Raw genomic sequence first — 19,782 nt, 5'->3', positions numbered from 1 at the left:
CTTCCCGCCCGCTGGGTTGCGTATTTTCAGCCCGCCCCGGCTGCGTATTTCAGCCCGTCCGGCGTTTGAGGACCGGGGTCCGGGGCGGAGCCCCGGTTTCGGGAAGGGGCGGGGAGGGGAACAGCCCGCGCAGCGCCCGCCCCGCACGCCCACCCGCACCCCCGCCCCACCCGTACCCCACCCCCGTACCCCCTTACAGACCCCCGAAAGGCGGCCCCCGTGCAGCACGACCTCATCGCGCAGGCCAGGACCTGGCTGGCCGAGGACCCCGACCCCGAGACGCGCGCGGAACTGGGCGCGCTCATCGAGGCGGGTGACACCCGGGAGCTCACCGACCGCTTCGCGGGCACGCTCCAGTTCGGCACCGCCGGGCTGCGCGGGGAGCTGGGGGCCGGGCCGATGCGGATGAACCGGTCCGTGGTGATCCGGGCGGCGGCGGGCCTCGCCGCCTACCTCAAGGCGCGGGGCGAGGAGGGCGGGCTCGTCGTCATCGGCTACGACGCCCGCTACAAGTCGGCGGACTTCGCACGCGACACGGCGGCCGTGATGACCGGGGCCGGGCTGCGCGCCGCCGTGCTGCCCCGCCCGCTCCCCACCCCCGTACTGGCGTACGCCATAAGGCATCTGGGCGCGGTCGCCGGGGTCGAGGTCACCGCCAGCCACAACCCGCCGCGCGACAACGGCTACAAGGTCTACCTCGGCGACGGCTCGCAGATCGTGCCCCCGGCCGACGGCGAGATCGCCGCCGCCATCGACGCGGTCGGCCCGCTGGCGGGCGTGGTGCGCCCCGAGGACGGCTGGGAGATCCTCGGCGACGAGGTCCTGGACGCCTACCTCGCCCGTACGGACGCGGTCCTGGCCCCCGGCAGCCCCCGTACGGCTCGCGCGGTATACACGGCGATGCACGGCGTCGGCACCTCCGTGCTGACCGCCGCGTTCGAGCGGGCCGGGTTCCCCGCGCCGGTCCTCGTCGCCGAGCAGGCCGAGCCCGACCCCGCGTTCCCCACCGTGGCCTTCCCCAACCCGGAGGAGCCCGGCGCGATGGATCTCGCCTTCGCCACCGCGCGCCGGGCCGCGCCGGACCTGGTCATCGCCAACGACCCGGACGCGGACCGCTGCGCCGTCGCCGTGCCCGACACCGCCACGGAGGGCGGCTGGCGGATGCTGCGCGGCGACGAGGTGGGCGCGCTGCTCGCCGCGCACCTGGTGGAGCGGGGCGTGAGCGGCGTGTTCGCCGAGTCGATCGTGTCGTCGTCGCTGCTCGGCCGGATCGCCGAGAAGGCGGGCCTCGGCCACGAGGAGACCCTGACGGGCTTCAAGTGGATCGCCCGGGTGGACGGCCTGCGGTACGGGTACGAGGAGGCGCTCGGCTACTGCGTCGACCCCGAGGGCGTCCGCGACAAGGACGGCATCACCGCCGCCCTGCTCGTCGCCGAGCTCGCCTCCGTACTCAAGGAGCAGGGCCGCACGCTGCTGGATCTGCTGGACGACCTGGCGATCGCGCACGGCCTGCACGCCACCGACCAGCTCTCGGTGCGGGTGGAGGACCTGTCGGTCATCGCGGACGCCATGGCCCGGCTCCGGGAGCAGCCGCCGACCGCGCTGGCGGGTCTCGCCGTCACCTCGGCCGAGGACCTGGCGCTGGGCACGGACCGGCTGCCGCCCACCGACGGTCTGCGCTACCACCTGGAGGGCGCGCGGGTGATCGTCCGCCCGAGCGGCACCGAGCCGAAGCTGAAGTGCTACCTGGAGGTCGTCGTCCCGGTGGCGGACGCGGCCGGGCTGCCCGCCGCGCGGGCCCGGGGCGCGGAGCTGCTCGCCGGGATCAAGCGGGGCCTCGCGGCGGCGGCGGGGATCTGACGGACCGCTCCCACACCGAAGGGCCGGCACCCCTCCCGGGTGTGCCGGCCCTTCGGCGTTCGGTGGCGTCGGCCTCAGCCGGTCGCCCCCAGCACCACCAGCAGGACGGCCCCCGCGACGGCCGGGACGATCACTTCGTACGCCCAGCGCACGGAGCCCCGGTCCGCGCCCTCGGGGGTCGTGTCGCCGGCCCGCTCGGCGATGTCCCGCAGGTCGCGGACGGTCTGGTCGGCGGACGCGGTGCGCGCGGCGGAGTCGCGGACGTCGGCGCTGACGGAGGTGCGGCCGTAGGGGTCGTCGTGCGCCGCGCGGGCCGCGCTGCGCGCCGCGCGCTTGCGGGCGCGCAGGGAGACCGGGATGGCCCACAGTTGGTACTTCGTGCCGTCCCGGGCGAGCAGCTCGGAGGAGTACGAGGCCCGTACGTCGGCGACCTCGGTCCAGGGCAGCCGGATCGTCCGGAACGGGTTGCGGACCCGGATGCGCTCGTCGTCCGCGAAGACGGCGGGCCGCAGGGTGAACGCCACGACCAGCGGCACCACGAGGAGCAGCGCGGCCGCCGCCAGCCAGGGCACCCGTCCCTCGCCCCGGATCATGGCGTCGCCGGCCATCCAGGCGATCAGCAGGAGCAGCAGCGACCCGCAGACCAGCGCGGCGACGGAACGGTAGGTCCGTGTCGCGGGGGGCGGCTCCGCGGAAGGTGTGGGGCTCGTCATGGGGCCGATTCTGCCTGACGGGCGCGGAGGGCGGCGGAGCGGCCGCCCGCGCCCGTCAGGCGGGTCGGCCCCGCGCCCGTCGGGCGGGTCGGCCGCGCGCACGGCACCCGGAAGCGGAACGCGTGGAGGGCCGGGTGCGGGACGCACGGATGGCCCGGCCCCCTGTACAGGTCGCTACGCGCGTAGATATGCTCCTCTGGTGACCATGCCCACCACTGCTCCCGCATTTTCCGACGCGACGGCGTCCGACAGTGCGCTGCGCCGCTTCCTGTCCGGGCTGCCCGGCGTCGACGCCGTCGGCCTCGAAGCGCGCGCCGCCTCCCTCGGAACCCGTTCGATCAAGACGACGGCCAAGGCGTACGCCATCGATCTCGCCATCTCGATGATCGACCTGACGACGCTGGAAGGCGCGGACACCCCGGGCAAGGTCCGGGCGCTCGCCGCCAAGGCCGTCCACCCCGACCCGACGGACCGCACGACCCCACGCACCGCCGCGGTCTGCGTCTATCCCGACATGGCGGCCACCGCCGCCGCCGCGCTGGCCGGCTCCGGCGTGAAGGTGGCGTCCGTGGCGACCGCCTTCCCGGCGGGCCGCGCCGCGCTGGACGTCAAGCTCGCGGACGTCCGCGACGCCGTGGCGGCCGGGGCCGACGAGATCGACATGGTGATCGACCGGGGGGCGTTCCTCTCCGGCCGGTTCCTGAAGGTGTACGAGGAGATCCTCGCCGTGAAGGCGGAGTGCGGGGCCGCCCGCCTCAAGGTGATCTTCGAGACCGGTGAGCTGTCCACGTACGACAACATCCGCCGGGCCTCCTGGATCGGGATGCTGGCGGGCGCGGACTTCATCAAGACCTCGACCGGCAAGGTGGCCACCAACGCCACCCCCGCCAACACCCTCCTCATGCTGGAGGCGGTCCGGGACTTCCGGGCGGCCACCGGCGTGCAGATCGGGGTGAAGCCGGCCGGCGGCATCCGCACCACCAAGGACGCGGTGAAGTTCCTGGTGCTGGTGAACGAGACCGCGGGCGAGGACTGGCTGGACCCGCACTGGTTCCGGTTCGGTGCCTCCAGCCTGCTCAACGACCTGCTGATGCAGCGCCAGAAGCTCAGCACCGGCCGTTACTCCGGCCCCGATTACGTGACGGTGGACTGATCGCCATGGCATCCGCATTCGAGTACGCACCGGCGCCGGAGTCCCGCGCCGTCGTCGACATCGCGCCCTCCTACGGGCTGTTCATCGACGGCGAGTTCACCGAGGCCGCCGACGGCAAGGTCTTCAAGACCGTCTCGCCGAGCAGCGAGGAAGTCCTCTCCGAGGTCGCGCGGGCCGGCGCGGCGGACGTGGACCGGGCCGTGAAGGCGGCCCGCAAGGCGTTCGAGAAGTGGTCGGCGCTGCCCGGCTCCGAGCGCGCCAAGTACCTGTTCCGGATCGCCCGGATCATCCAGGAGCGCAGCCGCGAGCTCGCCGTTCTCGAAACCCTCGACAACGGCAAGCCGATCAAGGAGACCCGCGACGCGGACCTCCCGCTGGTCGCGGCGCACTTCTTCTACTACGCGGGCTGGGCCGACAAGCTGGACCACGCGGGGTACGGGGCGAACCCCCGTCCGCTGGGCGTGGCCGGCCAGGTCATCCCGTGGAACTTCCCGCTGCTGATGCTCGCGTGGAAAATCGCCCCGGCGCTCGCCACGGGCAACACGGTGGTCCTGAAGCCCGCCGAGACGACCCCGCTCAGCGCTCTGTTCTTCGCGGACATCTGCCGCCAGGCGGGTCTGCCGAAGGGCGTCGTCAACATCCTGACCGGTTACGGGGACGCGGGCGAGGCCCTCGTCACGCACCCGGACGTGAACAAGGTCGCCTTCACCGGCTCGACCGCCGTCGGCAAGGCCATCGCGCGCTCCGTCGCGGGCACGGACAAGAAGGTCACCCTGGAGCTGGGCGGCAAGGGCGCGAACATCGTGTTCGACGACGCGCCGATCGACCAGGCCGTCGAGGGCATCGTCACCGGGATCTTCTTCAACCAGGGCCAGGTCTGCTGCGCGGGCTCCCGGCTGCTGGTCCAGGAGTCGGTGCGGGACGAGGTGCTGGACGCGCTGAAGCGCCGGCTGTCCACGCTGCGCCTGGGCGACCCGCTGGACAAGAACACCGACATCGGCGCGATCAACTCCGCCGAGCAGCTGGCCCGGATCACCGCCCTGGTGGAGACCGGCGAGGCGGAGGGCGCGGAGCGCTGGAGCGCCCCCTGTGAACTGCCGTCGTCGGGTTACTGGTTCGCCCCGACGCTCTTCACGAACGTCACCCAGGCGCACACGGTGGCCCGCGACGAGATCTTCGGCCCGGTGCTCTCCGTCCTGACGTTCCGCACCCCGGACGAGGCGGTCGCCAAGGCCAACAACAGTCAGTACGGCCTCTCGGCGGGCATCTGGACGGAGAAGGGCTCCCGCATCCTCGCGGTGGCGAACAAGCTCCGCGCGGGCGTCGTCTGGGCCAACACGTTCAACAAGTTCGACCCGACGTCGCCGTTCGGCGGCTACAAGGAGTCGGGCTACGGCCGCGAGGGCGGCCGCCACGGCCTGGAGGCGTACCTCGATGTCCGATAACAACCGACTTGGCGTCTTCAAGACCTACAAGCTGTACGTCGGGGGCAAGTTCCCCCGCTCCGAGAGCGGCCGGGTGTACGAGGTGAGCGACTCCAAGGGCCAGTGGCTGGCGAACGCGCCGCAGTCCTCCCGCAAGGACGCGCGCGACGCGGTCGTGGCCGCGCGCAAGGCGTTCGGCGGCTGGTCGGGCGCGACCGCGTACAACCGGGGCCAGGTCCTCTACCGCGTCGCGGAGATGCTGGAGGGCCGCAAGGACCAGTTCGTCCGTGAGGTGGCCGCCTCCGAGGGGCTGTCGAAGTCCAAGGCGGCGGCCGTCGTCGACGCGGCGATCGACCGCTGGGTCTGGTACGCGGGCTGGACCGACAAGATCGGGCAGATCTCCGGCGGGGCGAACCCGGTCGCGGGCCCCTTCTTCAACCTCTCCACCCCCGAGCCGACGGGCGTCGTCGCGGTCCTCGCGCCGCGGAAGTCGTCGTTCCTCGGGCTGGTCTCGGTGATCGCCCCGGTCATCGCGACCGGCAACACGGCGGTCGTCGTCGCCTCGGCCGACGCCCCGCTGCCCGCGCTCTCGCTGGGCGAGGTGCTGGCCACCTCGGACGTGCCCGGCGGCGTGGTCAACATCCTGTCCGGCGTCACGGCGGAGCTGGCGGCCCCGCTCGCCGCCCACCAGGACGTCAACGCGATCGACCTCACCGGGGCGGACACCGCCCTGGCGAAGGAGCTGGAGATCGCGGCCGCGGACAACCTGAAGCGTGTCCTGCGCCCGGGGCCGGCGGACGCGGACGGCGGGGCGGACGGCGGGGCGGATTTCGCGGACTGGACGGCCTCCCCCGGCACGCACCGCCTGACGGCGTTCCTGGAGACCAAGACGGTGTGGCACCCGACGGGCGCCCTGGGAGCGGCCGGCTCCTCGTACTGACGGACACCCGAGGCCCGGACGGGGCCGCCCTCCCACCCCGGGGCGGCCCCGTCCGCCGTTCGTCGGCGGCCGGCGTCAGCCGGTGACGAGCCCGGTGGCCGTCCCCACCACGGGCAGGTCGCTCAGCGAGCCGCCGCTGGTGATCGGGTCCGTGAGGATGGCCGTGGTCAGCGGCTTGAAGTCGGCGATCTGGGTGCCCACCGCGTTGTCCAGGGGGTCCACCCCGGTGTTGGCCAGCGGGTCCAGCTGGAGCTCGGTGACCGGGGCGATGCTGCTGGCCAGCGAGGTCCCGAGGGCGCTGGTGACCGCCGGCCCGGCCGTCTCGCCGACCGCCTGGAGGGCCGACGTGCCCTGGTCCGGGATCTCCGCCACCGGGGGCAGCTGGACGGCCCCCGCGGAGCCCGCACCGGCTCCCAGCGCGGCCCCCAGCGCGGTGAGGGTCAGACCGGCGCGCAGCAGGGCGCGACGTTCGGGCTTACGTGCGTGAAGTGCCATGTTTTCCACCTGATCGCTGTTCGGGTAATCGTCTGTGCGCGCAGAGTAGTTGAGGTGTGACGCTGGATACCAACAGGAGGCCCGGGGGATCCCCTGCGCGGGTCAATGCCTCACACTTCTGTTCTGTGAGTTCCCAACCGATCCCGACCCGCGTCGTGCTGCTCGCGGGCCCTTCCGGCTCCGGCAAGTCCGTCCTGGCCGCCCGCACCGGCCTGCCGGTGCTGCGTCTGGACGATTTCTACAAGGAGCACAACGACCCGACGCTGCCCCGGGTGCCGGGCTCCACGGACATCGACTGGGACTCCGCCGGGTCCTGGGACGCGGAGGCGGCGGTGGCCGCCATCGCCGAGCTGTGCCGCGCCGGCCGCACCGAGGTGCCGGTGTACGACATCGCGACCAGCTCCCGTACGCACCACGAGGCCTTCCACATCGAGCGGTCACCGCTGTTCGTGGCGGAGGGGATCTTCGCGGCGGACATCGTCGAACGCTGCCAGGAACTGGGGCTGCTGGCGGACGCGCTGTGTCTGCGCGGCCGCCCGTCCACCACGTTCCGGCGGCGGCTGGTACGGGACCTGCGCGAGGGCCGCAAGTCGGTGCCGTTCCTGCTGCGGCGGGGCTGGCGGCTGATGCGGGCCGAACGCCGCATCGTGGCCCGCCAGACGGCTCTGGGGGCGTACCCCTGCGGCAAGGAGGAGGCGCTGGGGCGGTTCGCCGCCGCGGCGGCCGGACGGTGCCGTCGGGCGAGCGTGGGGGCACCGGTCCCGGAGTAGGGACGGGCGCCCCCGCTCGCGCTCAGCCGGTGGGGGCCGCGCAGCCGAAGGTCTTGGCGGCTGCCTTCACGAAGGGCTCGACGTAGGCGTCCCGCCGCGGAAGGTCCGCGTGGAGCTTGCTCGCCTCCAGGTACTGCTGTCCCGACTCCACCGCCAGGTAGAGGGGGTCGCCCTCCGCACAGCGCAGGATGAATCCAGCACCCTTGTCGACGGTCTCCGCTTCCCGGCCGCCCCGCGCCGCGCCGTTGACCGTGCCCGGAAACTTCCGCATGGCGGCGATGAGCAGCGGGTCCCGGGAGGCCGTGTACTTCATGAAGCCGTCCGCACGGACATGGCCGCGCGTCCCGTCGTCCAGGGTCAGCTTGCAGGTCCACAGGTCGGTGGGGGCCTTCTGCCCCTCGTCGAGGACCTTCGCCCCTGCCGGCACCTGGCCTCGGACGGTCAGGCCGTCCAGCCCGCACACCTGTCCCGCGGAGACCGGACGGGCGGCGTCGGAGCGAGGAGACACGAGCGTTCCGGGCTTCCCTGGGAGGTCACCGCATCCGGTCCGAGCCGCGATGGTCCGTACGGTGTCGGTGGCCAGGACGGCGAAGGCGGTGCGGTCGGCAGCCGCTTCGGTGATGTTGAACTCGGCGACCACCGGCCGGTCCGTCCAGCACTTCTCGGGCAGCATGACCCACGCCTTGTGAGCGTCGACCCCGCCGGTCACCTCGCCGCTGAAGAACGAAGCGCCCGTCGGGTAGGGCTGACTCTCGAACGTCAGCGGATCGTAGCCTCGTACCCCCCAGAGCCGAACAGTCAGCCGGCCCTCGCCTGAGCCGAGGGCGACGGACGACTTCTCGACACTGCACGTCGTATCCGTCAGGTCGCCGTCATCCAGACCGTCCCCTTCGGCGTCCAGACGCCCGGACCCCGGAAGGACCGCGTCCGCCTTCTCCGCCGAGACCAGGTCCCCACAGAGCCTGTCCGCCGTCAGCACGTTGGTGTTGCGCCAGGCGTGCAACAGCCCCGCGATCACCACGACCACGGCGGCCACGACCGCCCAGACCTTCCACGCCGGCCTCGTTCGGCCCGCAGCTGCGGTGCTCACTTTGCTCACTTCCTGGTCCGCAGGGCCGAATACGCTTCTTCACGGCCTGTGATGCAGCTCTGCTTCGCCTCACCCTTGGCGTTCTCCGCGGCGTCGGTGCCCTTGGCCCTCTTGACCCCACGGAAAGCGGGGCCGTACAGGACCCCCCGGCCCGTACGACCCCGCTGTGTTTCCCCCGTGACCCACGCCTCCCCCGAAGCGACGGGCCGTTCCCCCGTGGTTCCCCCGAACCCCCTCGGTCCCCGTTTCTACTGCTCCCCCGTATTTCCCCCGTACTCCCCCCGCGGCCCCCGCCTCCCCCGAAGCGAAGGGCCCAGCCTCAGGCCACCAGCTCGCCGAAGGACTCCTGCTCGTCACGTCCGAAGCTGAGGACCTCGTCCTCGCGCAGCCGGCGCAGGGAGCGCCAGATGCTGGACTTCACCGTGCCGACACTGATGTCGAGGATCGACGCGATCTCCGGGTCGGTGCGGCCCTCGTAGTACCGCAGGACCAGCATCGTGCGCTGGAGTTCGGGCAGCCGCGCGAGTGCCTGCCAGAGCACCGCCCGCAGCTCCGTGCCGCGCATCGCGTCCGTGTCGCCCACCGTCTCCGGCAGCTCCTCGGTCGGGTATTCGTTGAGCTTGCGCCGGCGCCAGGCGCTGATGTGCAGATTGGTCATGGTGCGGCGCAGATAGCCGCCGACCGCCGCCTTGTCGCTGATCCGGTCCCACGCCCGGTACGTCGAGAACAGCGCGCTCTGCAACAGGTCCTCGGCCTCGAACCGGTCACCGGTCAGGTGGTAGGCGGTCGCGTACAGGGAGGCCCGTCGCTCCTGGACGTAGGCCGTGAACACCGCTTCGGCGTCCGCGTTCTCCGTCCGGGCCGTGCGATCCCCCGTGGACTCCCCGTACGCGTCCGCCGCCCCCTTGGGGACATCGACCACCGCGATGTACGGCATGCGCACCTGCTCCGCGGTCGCCTGGTGCTGCCGCCCGGTGCTCCGGACACACCCCCGCACGGCCATCGCACCGGACTTCTCCGTGCTCCGCCCGACATCGTGGAGACGCGTGACAACTGCGCTTGAGCTGGTGCTGTGCAGTGCGTTCATCTCGCGCCCCCTATCGGTGGAGTCCGTTCGTTCCCTGATGTCGAAGAGCTTGCCGGGGCAGTTTCATGACGCTGTCCCCCGACTGTCACAGGCCTGTCACAGGGGTGGTCGGAGCCGTGCCCGGAAGATCCGACGGGGCCACAGGTCGAACTGAAGCGCCACCATGGGCCAGAATGACGTCCGTGCCTTTCCTGTTGCTGATCGAGGACGACGACGCCATCCGCACGGCCCTCGAACTCTCGCTGTCACGCCAGGGCCACCGTGTGGCCACCGCGGCGACGGGAGAGGACGGCCTGGAGCTGCTGCGCGAGCAGCGGCCCGACCTGGTCGTGCTGGATGTGATGCTGCCCGGGATCGACGGTTTCGAGGTGTGCCGGCGTATCCGCCGCACCGACCAACTGCCGATCATTCTGCTGACCGCGCGCAGCGACGACATCGACGTCGTGGTGGGACTGGAGTCCGGCGCGGACGACTATGTGGTGAAACCTGTCCAGGGCCGGGTGCTGGACGCCCGGATCCGGGCGGTGCTGCGCCGGGGGGAGCGCGAGTCGACCGACTCGGCGACCTTCGGCAACGTGGTGATCGACCGCTCCGCCATGACCGTCACCAAGGACGGCGAGGATCTGCAGCTCACACCGACCGAGCTGCGGCTCCTGCTGGAGCTGAGCCGCCGGCCCGGCCAGGCCCTGTCCCGGCAGCAGTTGCTGCGCCTGGTGTGGGAGCACGACTACCTGGGCGACTCCCGTCTGGTGGACGCCTGTGTGCAGCGGCTGCGCGCGAAGGTGGAGGACGTGCCGTCCTCCCCGACCCTGATCCGCACGGTGCGGGGCGTGGGATACCGGCTGGACTCGCCTCAGTGACCGAAACCGCCAAGCGGTCCCTGCGGGCAGGTCTGCGCTGGACCAGTCTGCGGCTGCGCCTGGTCGTGGTGTTCGCGCTGGTGGCGCTGACGGCCGCGGTGTCCGCTTCGGGGATCGCGTACTGGCTCAACCGCGAGGCCGTGCTGACCCGCACCCAGGACACCGCGCTCGACGACTTCCGGCGGCAGATGCAGGACACCGCGGCGGAGCTGCCGACCCGTACCACCAAGGACGACCTCCAGCGGGCCGCCAAGAGGATGGCGTCCAGCAGCCTGGGCTACGACGTGCTGCTGGAGGCCGAACGCGAGCGCGGCAAGCCGATCGTGGGCTACTCCGACCTGGACACCTTCACCCGGGCCGATGTGCCGGACTCGCTGCAGGAACAGGTGTCCCGGAAGCAGCCACTGACGTCGAGCAACGAGCACGAGTACCACCTGTTCTGGCAGCGGACGAGCATATCCGGCACGCCGTACCTGGTCGCCGGTACGCGGATCATCGGCGGCGGCCCGACCGGCTACATGCTCAAGTCCCTCGACCAGGAGCGGCAGGACCTCAACTCGCTGGCCTGGTCGCTGGGGATCGCCACCGCCCTCGCGCTGGTCGGCTCGGCACTGCTCGCGCAGGCCGCCGCCACGACGGTGCTGCGCCCGGTGCAGCGGCTCGGCGACGCGGCCCGCAAGCTCGGCGAGGGCAAGCTCGACACCCGGCTCGTGGTCTCCGGCACGGACGAACTCGCCGATCTCTCCCGTACGTTCAACAGAACGGCCGGATCGCTGGAGAAGAGGGTCGCGGACATGAGCGCGCGGGAGGAGGCGAGTCGGCGGTTCGTCGCCGACATGTCGCACGAGCTGCGCACCCCGCTGACCGCGATCACCGCGGTGGCCGAGGTGCTGGAGGACGAGGCGGACACCCTCGACCCGATGATCGCGCCCGCCGTGCATCTGGTGGTCAGCGAGACCCGGCGGCTGAACGACCTGGTGGAGAACCTGATGGAGGTGACCCGCTTCGACGCGGGCACGGCCCGTCTGGTGCTGGACACGGTCGACGTCGCCGACCAGGTGACCGCGTGCATCGACGCGCGGGCCTGGCTGGACGCGGTGGACCTGGACGCGGAACGCGGCATGATGGTCCGGCTCGATCCGCGCCGGCTCGATGTGATCCTGGCCAATCTGATCGGCAACGCACTCAAGCACGGGGGCTCGCCGGTGGGCGTCCGGGTGCGGACCGAGGGCGAGGAGCTGGTCATCGAGGTACGGGACCACGGTCCGGGCATCCCCGAGGACGTGCTGCCGCACGTCTTCGACCGTTTCTACAAGGCCAGCGCCTCCCGGCCTCGGTCGGAGGGCAGCGGGCTCGGCCTCTCCATCGCCATGGAGAACGCGCACATCCACGGCGGTGACATCACGGCGGCGAACTCCCCGGACGGCGGTGCCGTCTTCGAACTGCGGCTGCCGCGCGACGCCGAGAAGCTCGCGCACCACGACGGACCGGGGGCCCACGCCCCGGACGAGAACGGGGCGACGTGAAGCACGGCGATGTCACGTACCGGCGAGGTCCGCTCCGGCGGCGTACGGCGGCCTCGGTGGCGGCCGTACTGGCGGCCGCGGCGCTGGCCTCCGGGTGCGGGATCCGTACGACCTCGGTGCCGGTGGACGCGGGGGCCGCGCCCTCCCGGGTGCCGTGCCGGCTGTCCTCGTCGGACGTCGCCACCCGGTCGCCGGACGGCGTGAGCGCCACGGTGTACCTGGTGTGCACCTCGCAGCTGGTCACCGCGGACCGGCCGGTGGCGGCGGACGCGGCGGGCGCCGATCCGGTGGTGGTCGCCCGGGCGCTGCTGGAGGAGGTCCAGCAGGCGCCGCCCGCGAACGAGCGGCGGGCCGGGTTCACCACCGCGGTTCCGGCCGGGCTGCGGGTGACTCCGGCCCGGGACGGCGACCCGGCGGGCACCGTGCGCCTCAGCAGCCAGCCGGAGGACCTGTCGGCGGAGGCGCTGGCGCAGCTGGTGTGCACGTACGCGGAGAGTGAGACGCTCGTCAGGGACGGTTCGGTGGTCCTGGGCGGGCCCGGGGACTACCCGCCGCGCGGCTATCTCTGCACCTCGCAGACGAAGTCCCGGCCGGGTGACCTGGCCACGCCGGACGCGGCCCGGCTGGACTGACGCGGCCCGGTCGCACTGAGATCGCCTGCCCCGGCCGACACGGCCCGGCTGCACTGACGCTGCCCGGCTGGACCGGCGCGGTCCGCCCCGGCCGGGACGGGTCCCGTGTGATCGGGTCGCGCGGCGGCCGGGAGAGCCGCCCGGGCTCCGGTCCGCGGCAGCGCGGAACCGATCCTGCCGGTCGCGGCGTCTTGGTGGACGTGCGTCACAGTTCGGACGGCCAGACCGTCATCCACTTCCGCGCGGCGGGGGTCACTCTCCTTGTCGCGCATCTGCTGTTCGTCGGGTGGCTGACGCTGCGCCCGCTGGACGTTCCCTGGATCACGGCGGCGAATTTCCAGCCGCTCGCCGGGATCAGGGCGGACCTCGCGCTGGGACCGGCCGAGGCGGCCCGCCGGATCGGCGGGGCGTTGTTGCTGCTGGCCCCGCTCGGGGTGCTGCTGCCGATGGCCGGGGGCCGGATCTTCGTCTCCCCCTGGGTCTCCCTGCTGCGTACGGTCGCCGCCGGGGCGCTCATCTCCCTGGCCATCGAGCTGGGCCAGACCGGCGTGCCCGGTCAGATCGTCGACATCGACTCGCTGCTGCTGAACACCACCGGGGTGGTACTGGCCCATCTGCTGGTCGTCCCGGTCTGCCGGACGCGGCTGCGCCGCCGGGGGCTGCCGGGGGTACGGGACCTGCCCCACTACCGGCAGGAGACCCGTCTCAGGGGGGAGGCCCCTGGGGGGCCGACCCCGACGATTACCGGGGTCGGCCTCGCACCGTAGAGCGATGCTTTGTCCCCCTTCGCGGCGGCACCATGGATACATCGGGGAGCGCACACGGCCGCTCCTCACCGCAACGGTTCGCGAAGGAGCCCACCATGGCCGCACTTGTCCGCCCCCGCGAAGGCCGCATGATCGGCGGAGTGTGCGCGGGCCTCGCCCGGCGCTTCGGTATCTCCGCAAGCACGATGCGCGTCATCTTCGTCGTCTCGTGTCTGCTGCCCGGCCCGCAGTTCCTGCTCTACCTGGCGCTGTGGGCGCTGCTTCCCTCGGAGAAGTCCGCTTCCTCCGCGACGGCCTGGTGACGCGCCGCGTCACGGGGAGCGAGAACGCGCGGTGGGGCGCACACCCTGGATCAGGGTGTGCGCCCCACCGGCATGTGCGGGGTGGCGCCGGTGGCCCGGCGGCCTCTCAGCCGCCGAGCGGAATCCCGTTGGCGGTGAGGCCCTTGGTGGGCAGTCCGCCGAGCAGGCCGGTGACCGGGGCGGCCGCGTCGGTGGCGTCGCCGCCGAGGACCTTGCCGACGGTCTCCTGGACCGGCGCGTTCTGGGCCGACTTCGCGACGGTGTCGAGCGCCATCGTCGAGACGGGGAGCGCCCCGGCGGCGGCGTCCAGCGGCAGCGAGGGGGCGGCGGAGGCGCTGCCGGCGGCGGCAGCGGCGAAAGCGGCGCCGAGAGCGGCGACACCGAGAGTCTTGGCAGCAGACTTCTTCATGGAGATTTCATCCTTGGGGAAGGGGATGTGAGCGGCTCTGCAAGCTAGCCATTCCGCTGCCCTTATCGCAAACATCCCGACACGCGAAAAAGGGCCGGGATTTCCCTTCCCGGCCCTTTCCCCTGTCGGATGTCTCAGCCCCCGGAGACGGCAGAGCCGCTGGTCACAGCGGTCTGACGGAAGAGCCACTCGGACTTCAGCTCCGCGTAGCCGGGCTTGACGACGTCGTTGATCATGGCGAGACGTTCGTCGAAAGGAATGAAAGCTGATTTCATCGCATTGACGAACCGTACCAGAACGCATTGGTTGTAGGATCATCGTTCTGACCTGCGGGTTCTTCGCAGCGGCGCTGGTCAGGAAGCACCCGAAGATGGGGCTTCCCGCGCTCCAGGAGCGCCCGGATGCCCTCAGCGACCTCGTCATCCCGCCCCAGCAGCAGGTCCCGGAGGTAGTCCTGCTGTCGCGGCGAGAGCCGGGCGTCGAGGCACTCACCGTCCGTCTGAGCCAGCGCCAGGTTCGCCTCTTCGACGATCCGGTGCAGAGACTCCGTCAGGTGGTCCTGCGACGTCTGCTGCGACTTCTTCCTCATGCCCCGCCCCCTCACGTACTGCTCCAACAGCTCGCGATCATACCGTCGGACCGGTCATCAAGAGGGCCGAAGTCGCAGTTACGGCCATGACGCCCGCATTGATAGTCCGTCACTCGTACGGGTGACGTGCACCACGTCCCGATGGTCGCGCACATAACCTGCTGGACATGGAAATTGACGAGGCGGTAGCCACGGTCACGGCCTTGGCCGGCGGGCCGGCCCGAGAGCCCAATCCGAAGAAGCTTGATGAGCTATACCGTTCCCTCCCACGCATGAAATGCATCGGGGAATGTGCGTCGGCGTGCGGCCCCGTGCAGCTCAGCCCCCTGGAGCGGCGCCGTATCGAATCCCGGGGCCACCGGTGGGTGGACGGTCGTGCGATCCCCTTGACGAACGGCGAGGCAGCAGGGACTGCTTGTTCAGCGCTGGATCTCTCACGTCTGGTGTGCCGGGTGTACGAGGACCGGCCGATGGTCTGCCGAATCTGGGGGCTGATGGAAGCCCTGGCGTGCCCCTGGGGTTGCCGTCCGGAGGGCGGTTTCCTCGACGATATCGAAGGGCTGCGGCTGCTAAATTCTGCCCTGTGGTACGGCGGTGCGGCCGTGGCTATCGAGCCGAAGCTCTACGCGATGCTCACCGCTGACCCGGAGCGCCGGGCGGCGCTCCTCGATTTTCTGGAGCGGAGTCGGCCGGTGCAGGAGGAGACTGTCATCCTCCAGGCGACTATTAAGCGACGGCCGGGTCTGTGAGGTCGGAAATCAGCAGGGCCCCCGTCTCTACGGAGAAGACGGGGGCCCTGCTGATTTTCAGCTCTACGCGGCTGCGCTCTGCGGGGTTTCTGCGGCGTCCTCGTGCGGTTCCCACGCCTTGGCCTTGATGATGTGGCAGCGAAGGCCCGCCTCGTCCTTGAAGCCGAAGCCGCCGGCTTCGGCGCATACCTTGTGGACGAAGCACTTCACGGGAAGGTCGAGCTGCTTCCCCGTGGTCGGGGCTGGGGGGAACTCGTAGGCGATTTGAGGGCCGAGCAACCCGTGACTACTTTTCGCATGGCTGCCCCTGTCGCGGACCTTGACCCAGTACGTGGCCGGGCTGCCGGCACGGTGCGGGAGGGGGCAGCGGACCTGATCTTCATTTGCGAGCCAACGCCCGTTCTTGCTTGCACGTGCAGGAGCGGGTGCAGACGCGCGTGCTTCATTCTTCTCCTTTGGAGATTTTCCGCCTGCCTTCGATGGTGCAGGCTCCGCTGGTGTTGTGTTCCCGTGGAGGGCGAGCTGTACGGGGACGCGGGCATCGGCGTCCTTGGAACTGCGGGCGGAGCGCACCAGCATTTCGACGACGTCCGGCTTGAGCATCTGGTGGATCTCGTCCAGTCTCGGGAAGACGAAGTCCCACACCAGCGCGCAGAAGCCGCAGAGGTCGATCTCTTTGTCGAGTGCGGGCGTGCGTTGGGTGGTCGCGTCGATTTTCTGGGGGTCGGGGAGCGCAGCGTGCCAGTCGCAGGAGGTGGTTGCCGTCTGGATGAGTTGGCGGGCCATTACGCGGCCTTCCTGCCGAGCGCCTTCTTGGTGGCGCCAGCGGGCGCGAGGTGGACGCGGCCGGCCCCGATGATGCGGCGGTACATGTTGTCGTTGCTGACCTCGCGGCGGACGCTGATGCCCGTGGTGGAAATGCCGTAGGGGCTGGTGAGGTTCTCGTTGCGCTGGGAGTAGGTGAACGCGGTCCGGTCGTAGACGCGTTCGCCTGCAACGCTGAAGGAATGGTGGCGCCTAAGACCGCAGCCTGCCCCACCGCCGCAGACCTCGGTGACCTCGAAGCTGACAGCTCGCCTGGGGTCTTCCTTGGGCTTGAGCAGAGCGCCGCTGGCCTTGTAGCCGGTCCAGTCGTGGGGCTGCCAGTTGTGCTGGGCTGCGGCGCACCTGCGGAGCCGTGGGGGGATGGAGTCAATGTGCGCGTACACGTCGTCTTCGGAGGGGGGCACGAAGTCGGTAGTCTCTACTGCCACAGTTACTCCCTGTGCTGATCGAGTCACGATGGACCAAAGCTAGCGGGAAAGTCGCTGTGTCCGGAACGCACTGGGACGAATTGTTTCACCGACACTCGAATGGGTGAATCGCCGTCCGGGGCCTTGCGGAACCCGGCGAGGACGATACGCGCCGGGTTCCATAGTTTCGCCCCACGCTATTCGCCCAGACTGTGGACGCTGTGGGCGTAGCGGCCGAAATCAGTGATCGCCCAGCCGTGAGGAGAGGTTCGGTCCTCGACGATGACCTCCAGGTTCTCCATTCGCTGGATTGATCCTGCGAGGTAGCTGATCTTGCCGCCCTTGTCGAGGTTGAGGATGCCGGCGAGCTTCCCCAGGAGGGTGACGTTCCTTTCCGTGAGGATGCTGATGCGCTCGGCGAGGGTCATGCTCTCAACCTTGTCGGTACGCTCCAGACCGCCTGCCGTTCGCCGTTCCCAGTACCCGTCGGCCGATGCGCGGGCACTGAGCAGCCCGGCCTCCTTGAGGTTGCGGTAGTGCTTGCGGGCTTCGGCCTCTTCGGGGTCGTCGGGGGTGTTGGTGTCGGGCTCGGCGGGCTGCTGTTTTGCGTCCTGCTGCGGTGCGGTGCTCTCGCTGGTCGGCTTGTCGGTGTTCTCGGCGGGGGCGGGCGGGGCGAAGTTCAGGAGCATGCCTTCCGTTGCCTCGGTCTGTGTGCTGGGGGTGGGGGGCTGAGGAGTGGGATCGGGTGTAAGGGCTTCGGTGTCGGTGCTCTGCCTGCGCAGGAGGGCGTCGAGCTGGGTGCGGTCTCCGAATTTCGTGTGCACGCTGTACGCGTCCTTGACGTCCTTGGGCAGGCGGCCTCGCTTGGGGACAGGAACGTCGTGCTCGCGCGCCCATGCGCGCACCTCGGCGGGGTTGATGCCGCCCTGGTGTCGGCTGCTCGTTGCGCCGCCGCCGGCGGGCGTCTCCATGGGCACAGCGCCGGACTTGGAGTTGTTGCTGTGTCCGGTTCGGATGGTGCGGCCGGCCCGGATGTAGGGCGCGAGGGCGGAGCGCAGGGTGTCGGCGTTGGCGGAGGTGAGGTCGATCTCGTACTGGGTGCCGTCGAGGGCGAAGCGGATGGTCTCATCGGCGAGGGTGCCGTCGTTGGCGAGGTCGTCGGTGGTCGTAACGATGGTGCGCAGCATGGCTGTCTCCCTGGGTGTGCATGGAAAAGGCCCCGGGCTACGGGGCCTTGGAGGTACGGCGAAGCCCGTCAGTCGTCGGCAGGCTGACGGGCTTCTTTGGGTATGCAGTTGTGGGCTTGAGGTTAGGCGGCCGGGCTGATGTCGTGGACTTCGAACCAGAGTCGGCCAGCCAGGGTGATCTCGTAGACGTTCTCTTCGATCTTCCGCATGAGTCCTCGGTTGGCCAGAGCTTCGTAAGTCGTGGCGTTGCTGCGGCCGTCGGAGATTCCTAGGCCCTTGTCGTCTGCATATGCCTCACGGAGCCTGTTGAGTTGGGCCTTGCTGAGCTTGCCTGCCTGACGTGCTGTGATGCGGGCACGGTCTTCCGAGGTGATTACCGTGGGAGCCTCAGGCTCGGTGGAGATTGTCTCCGGAGCGGGCTCGGTGTCAGGGTCGAGATTGTTTACTGCGAGCAACTTTTTGAGAGGCTCACTATCGTTGCGCTGACAGGCTTCGTAGGCTTCGCGCACCTCGCCGGCCACACGGCCTCGCTTGTTGACCGGGATGCCATATCGCTTGGCCCAGTGCCGGATCTGACCGCTGTCGTCAGGCTGGGGCGGTAGTTGGCTGGTGCGGGAAACGTGCAGGCCCCTGGCTCGCAGGTTGGTTGTGCCGGCGCGGCGCCCTGCGCGGCGGAAAGGCTCGATCGTCTCCCGCAACTTCTGCGCGTTGAGGTGGTTGAGGTCGATCTCGTAGACGCGGCCGTCCAGAGCGAACGTCACGGTCTCGGCGGCTTCACCTCCGTCGAGATCATCGATGAGCAATAGTTGAACTTTTTGCGCCATGGCTGTTCCTCCATGCGGTGCGGTAAGGGTAAGGCCGCACTCTAGCGCCGCCAAGCGTGTGAAGGAGCCAAAGGGGGGTACAGGACGTTGGTTTGGATACGAAATTTTGACTGATTGGCGTCTTGCGACCGAACAGTTTCGTTACTAGTTGGGGGCGCATACGCCGGGCGCATAAGCGCACGACAGGCGTCATCTAGGCCCGCGCAAAGCCCAGTTGAGCCGGGTGTGCGCCCCATGCCTGTCTGCGTTTGTCTGCTTAGGAGCGGTCTCACGTCTAGCCCGTTCGGCTGACGAGAGCCGGTACTACGAATTCCCTCCGATGAATAGGGGTCGGCCGCCGATGGTGAGCGCTTCGTGGAAAGTCAGCTCGATTGGCGGGACGCTGCTCACCCGGTCGGGGTACAGGGTTTGGTCGAGGCTTGGTTTGCTGGCGTCGTCGGCTGCCTCCTCAGCGTCGGGGAGGCTTGTGAAAAGAAGCCCTCCGGCATCGACGACCTCGCCGAGCTGCTGGTGGGTGGTGAGGTCGGCAGGTTCGACCGCGTTCCTGAAGACGGGGTCCTGCTTGGCTGCGTACGCGGAGTGCTGCACCAGGGTCCAGCAGCAGTTTTGCAGCTTGCTCATCAAGTGGCCTCTCCTGGACGGTTCTTCCTGGCGGGTCCTCGATCGCCGCCCACGGTGACGCGGCGGTTCCAGTCGCTGAGCAGGTTGCGACCTTTGGCGGTGAGCCCGGTGATGATCCAGCCGCCAACCCGCTCGGTATCGCCCGGCTCTACCCACGTCACCTCCCAAAGACCGCTGTCCTGGAAGTCCCTCACGGCCGTGACCCGCCACTGCCCAGGGGCTTGCAGCCGACCGACGGGGGCGTTCTCGGCGACATGGGCGAGCTTTTGCGCGCCGCTCTCCCAGAGCTTCTGCTGGTTGCCGTGTTCGTCCACGTAGTTCATACCGACGCGGGCACTCATTCGCACTCCGATTCTATTTCTGCCGATGATCAGGTCGCCCCCATGGGCGGGGATACTTTCGGCTGGCGAACACTGCACCCCACCACCCGTACGAGTGATGGGGTGCCGAAGCCGTCAGCAGGATGCTCCCTGGTTGCTGCGGTGTCCCTGCCCGCGACGCTACTGCGTCTCGAATGCGCGGGGGAACATCGTCTGCTCCAGCCCGGGGGAT

General features: G+C 70.2%; 22 protein-coding genes and 2 pseudogenes. 11 read left to right on the top strand and 13 right to left on the bottom strand.

The window, feature by feature from the left end; translation table 11 throughout:
* Positions 1-219: 219 nt before the first annotated feature.
* Positions 220-1,860, top strand: a complete 1,641-nt coding sequence (locus PSQ21_RS23250) for a phospho-sugar mutase (protein ID WP_274032668.1) — start codon at positions 220-222, stop codon at positions 1,858-1,860.
* Between the two features lie 74 nt (positions 1,861-1,934).
* Here PSQ21_RS23250 and PSQ21_RS23245 read toward each other — a convergent pair whose 3' ends face one another.
* Positions 1,935-2,573: a PH domain-containing protein gene (locus PSQ21_RS23245; protein WP_274032666.1), complete on the bottom strand. Its 639-nt coding sequence runs from the start codon at positions 2,571-2,573 to the stop codon at positions 1,935-1,937.
* Positions 2,574-2,778: 205 nt separating this feature from the next.
* On the opposite strand from PSQ21_RS23245, the gene deoC reads away from it, so the two are divergent.
* The 3 genes from deoC to PSQ21_RS23230 are packed head-to-tail and all read left to right on the top strand — an operon-like array spanning position 2,779 to position 6,090.
* On the top strand, positions 2,779-3,726 hold the full coding sequence (gene deoC, locus PSQ21_RS23240; RefSeq protein ID WP_274035895.1) for a deoxyribose-phosphate aldolase: 948 nt from the start codon (positions 2,779-2,781) through the stop codon (positions 3,724-3,726).
* Positions 3,727-3,731: 5 nt separating this feature from the next.
* A complete protein-coding gene (locus PSQ21_RS23235; RefSeq protein WP_274032665.1) occupies positions 3,732-5,171 on the top strand; it encodes an aldehyde dehydrogenase family protein in 1,440 nt (479 codons plus the stop codon).
* Entirely contained in the window at positions 5,161-6,090 is a 930-nt protein-coding gene (locus PSQ21_RS23230; RefSeq protein ID WP_274032664.1) for an aldehyde dehydrogenase family protein, read from the top strand. The genes PSQ21_RS23235 and PSQ21_RS23230 overlap by 11 nt, the downstream gene beginning before the upstream one ends.
* Positions 6,091-6,165: 75 nt before the next feature.
* Here PSQ21_RS23230 and PSQ21_RS23225 read toward each other — a convergent pair whose 3' ends face one another.
* Positions 6,166-6,585, bottom strand: a complete 420-nt coding sequence (locus PSQ21_RS23225; protein ID WP_274032662.1) for a hypothetical protein — start codon at positions 6,583-6,585, stop codon at positions 6,166-6,168.
* 125 nt (positions 6,586-6,710) lie between these two features.
* Here PSQ21_RS23225 and PSQ21_RS23220 point away from each other — a divergent pair, with 125 nt between their 5' ends.
* Positions 6,711-7,355, top strand: a complete 645-nt coding sequence (locus PSQ21_RS23220; RefSeq protein ID WP_274032660.1) for a uridine kinase family protein — start codon at positions 6,711-6,713, stop codon at positions 7,353-7,355.
* A gap of 22 nt (positions 7,356-7,377) precedes the next feature.
* Here PSQ21_RS23220 and PSQ21_RS23215 read toward each other — a convergent pair whose 3' ends face one another.
* Positions 7,378-8,391, bottom strand: a complete 1,014-nt coding sequence (locus PSQ21_RS23215; RefSeq protein ID WP_274035893.1) for a hypothetical protein — start codon at positions 8,389-8,391, stop codon at positions 7,378-7,380.
* A 373-nt stretch (positions 8,392-8,764) separates the two neighbouring features.
* Positions 8,765-9,532 (bottom strand): SigE family RNA polymerase sigma factor, encoded by a 768-nt coding sequence (locus PSQ21_RS23210; protein ID WP_274032658.1) that lies wholly within the window; start codon positions 9,530-9,532, stop codon positions 8,765-8,767.
* 182 nt (positions 9,533-9,714) lie between these two features.
* Here PSQ21_RS23210 and afsQ1 point away from each other — a divergent pair, with 182 nt between their 5' ends.
* From afsQ1 to PSQ21_RS23185, 5 genes are all read left to right on the top strand, one after another.
* Positions 9,715-10,392: a two-component system response regulator AfsQ1 gene (gene afsQ1, locus PSQ21_RS23205; protein WP_006127084.1), complete on the top strand. Its 678-nt coding sequence runs from the start codon at positions 9,715-9,717 to the stop codon at positions 10,390-10,392.
* Positions 10,389-11,918, top strand: a complete 1,530-nt coding sequence (locus PSQ21_RS23200) for a sensor histidine kinase (protein WP_274032657.1) — start codon at positions 10,389-10,391, stop codon at positions 11,916-11,918. Before afsQ1 ends, PSQ21_RS23200 begins: the two co-directional genes overlap by 4 nt.
* The gene (locus PSQ21_RS23195; protein WP_274032655.1) at positions 11,915-12,550 is read left to right on the top strand and encodes a hypothetical protein; all 636 of its coding nucleotides are present in this window, start codon (positions 11,915-11,917) and stop codon (positions 12,548-12,550) included. The genes PSQ21_RS23200 and PSQ21_RS23195 overlap by 4 nt, the downstream gene beginning before the upstream one ends.
* 194 nt (positions 12,551-12,744) lie before the next feature.
* Positions 12,745-13,317, top strand: coding sequence for a VanZ family protein (locus tag PSQ21_RS23190; protein WP_274032653.1), 573 nt, complete (start codon positions 12,745-12,747; stop codon positions 13,315-13,317).
* A 95-nt stretch (positions 13,318-13,412) separates the two neighbouring features.
* On the top strand, positions 13,413-13,619 hold the full coding sequence (locus tag PSQ21_RS23185; protein WP_030591389.1) for a PspC domain-containing protein: 207 nt from the start codon (positions 13,413-13,415) through the stop codon (positions 13,617-13,619).
* A gap of 106 nt (positions 13,620-13,725) precedes the next feature.
* Here the strand turns inward: PSQ21_RS23185 and PSQ21_RS23180 are convergent, their stop codons facing one another.
* The 3 genes and pseudogenes from PSQ21_RS23180 to PSQ21_RS23170 form a co-directional block, all read right to left on the bottom strand.
* Positions 13,726-14,028 (bottom strand): hypothetical protein, encoded by a 303-nt coding sequence (locus PSQ21_RS23180; RefSeq protein ID WP_003966771.1) that lies wholly within the window; start codon positions 14,026-14,028, stop codon positions 13,726-13,728.
* Positions 14,029-14,162: 134 nt separating this feature from the next.
* Positions 14,163-14,312 (bottom strand): annotated as a pseudogene (locus PSQ21_RS23175) (adenosine deaminase); the annotation flags it as partial.
* Positions 14,300-14,617, bottom strand: a complete 318-nt coding sequence (locus PSQ21_RS23170) for a hypothetical protein (protein WP_274032650.1) — start codon at positions 14,615-14,617, stop codon at positions 14,300-14,302. The gene PSQ21_RS23170 and the pseudogene PSQ21_RS23175, both read right to left, overlap by 13 nt.
* Positions 14,618-14,784: 167 nt before the next feature.
* Here PSQ21_RS23170 and PSQ21_RS23165 point away from each other — a divergent pair, with 167 nt between their 5' ends.
* Positions 14,785-15,366 carry a YkgJ family cysteine cluster protein gene (locus PSQ21_RS23165; protein WP_274032648.1) on the top strand — a complete coding sequence of 194 codons (582 nt, stop codon included), beginning with the start codon at positions 14,785-14,787 and terminating at the stop codon, positions 15,364-15,366.
* A gap of 63 nt (positions 15,367-15,429) precedes the next feature.
* On the opposite strand, the gene PSQ21_RS23160 is transcribed toward PSQ21_RS23165, so the two are convergent.
* The 6 genes and pseudogenes from PSQ21_RS23160 to PSQ21_RS23135 form a co-directional block, all read right to left on the bottom strand.
* Positions 15,430-16,152 carry a hypothetical protein gene (locus tag PSQ21_RS23160; RefSeq protein WP_274032646.1) on the bottom strand — a complete coding sequence of 241 codons (723 nt, stop codon included), beginning with the start codon at positions 16,150-16,152 and terminating at the stop codon, positions 15,430-15,432.
* Positions 16,152-16,619 (bottom strand): hypothetical protein, encoded by a 468-nt coding sequence (locus PSQ21_RS23155; RefSeq protein ID WP_274032645.1) that lies wholly within the window; start codon positions 16,617-16,619, stop codon positions 16,152-16,154. Before PSQ21_RS23155 ends, PSQ21_RS23160 begins: the two co-directional genes overlap by 1 nt.
* Before the next feature lie 176 nt (positions 16,620-16,795).
* Positions 16,796-17,785, bottom strand: a complete 990-nt coding sequence (locus PSQ21_RS37830; RefSeq protein WP_337961683.1) for a histone-like nucleoid-structuring protein Lsr2 — start codon at positions 17,783-17,785, stop codon at positions 16,796-16,798.
* Positions 17,786-18,276: 491 nt separating this feature from the next.
* Positions 18,277-18,609: pseudogene (locus PSQ21_RS23145) on the bottom strand (histone-like nucleoid-structuring protein Lsr2); the annotation flags it as partial.
* A gap of 303 nt (positions 18,610-18,912) precedes the next feature.
* The gene (locus PSQ21_RS23140) at positions 18,913-19,230 is read right to left on the bottom strand and encodes a hypothetical protein (RefSeq protein ID WP_274032643.1); all 318 of its coding nucleotides are present in this window, start codon (positions 19,228-19,230) and stop codon (positions 18,913-18,915) included.
* The gene (locus PSQ21_RS23135; protein WP_274032642.1) at positions 19,230-19,571 is read right to left on the bottom strand and encodes a hypothetical protein; all 342 of its coding nucleotides are present in this window, start codon (positions 19,569-19,571) and stop codon (positions 19,230-19,232) included. Before PSQ21_RS23135 ends, PSQ21_RS23140 begins: the two co-directional genes overlap by 1 nt.
* Positions 19,572-19,782 lie beyond the last annotated feature (211 nt).

Source organism: Streptomyces sp. MMBL 11-1 (assembly GCF_028622875.1).
GTDB lineage: Bacteria > Actinomycetota > Actinomycetes > Streptomycetales > Streptomycetaceae > Streptomyces.
The sequence above is the reverse complement of the archived record's forward strand: the minus strand, read 5'-3'. Positions and strand labels throughout refer to the sequence as shown.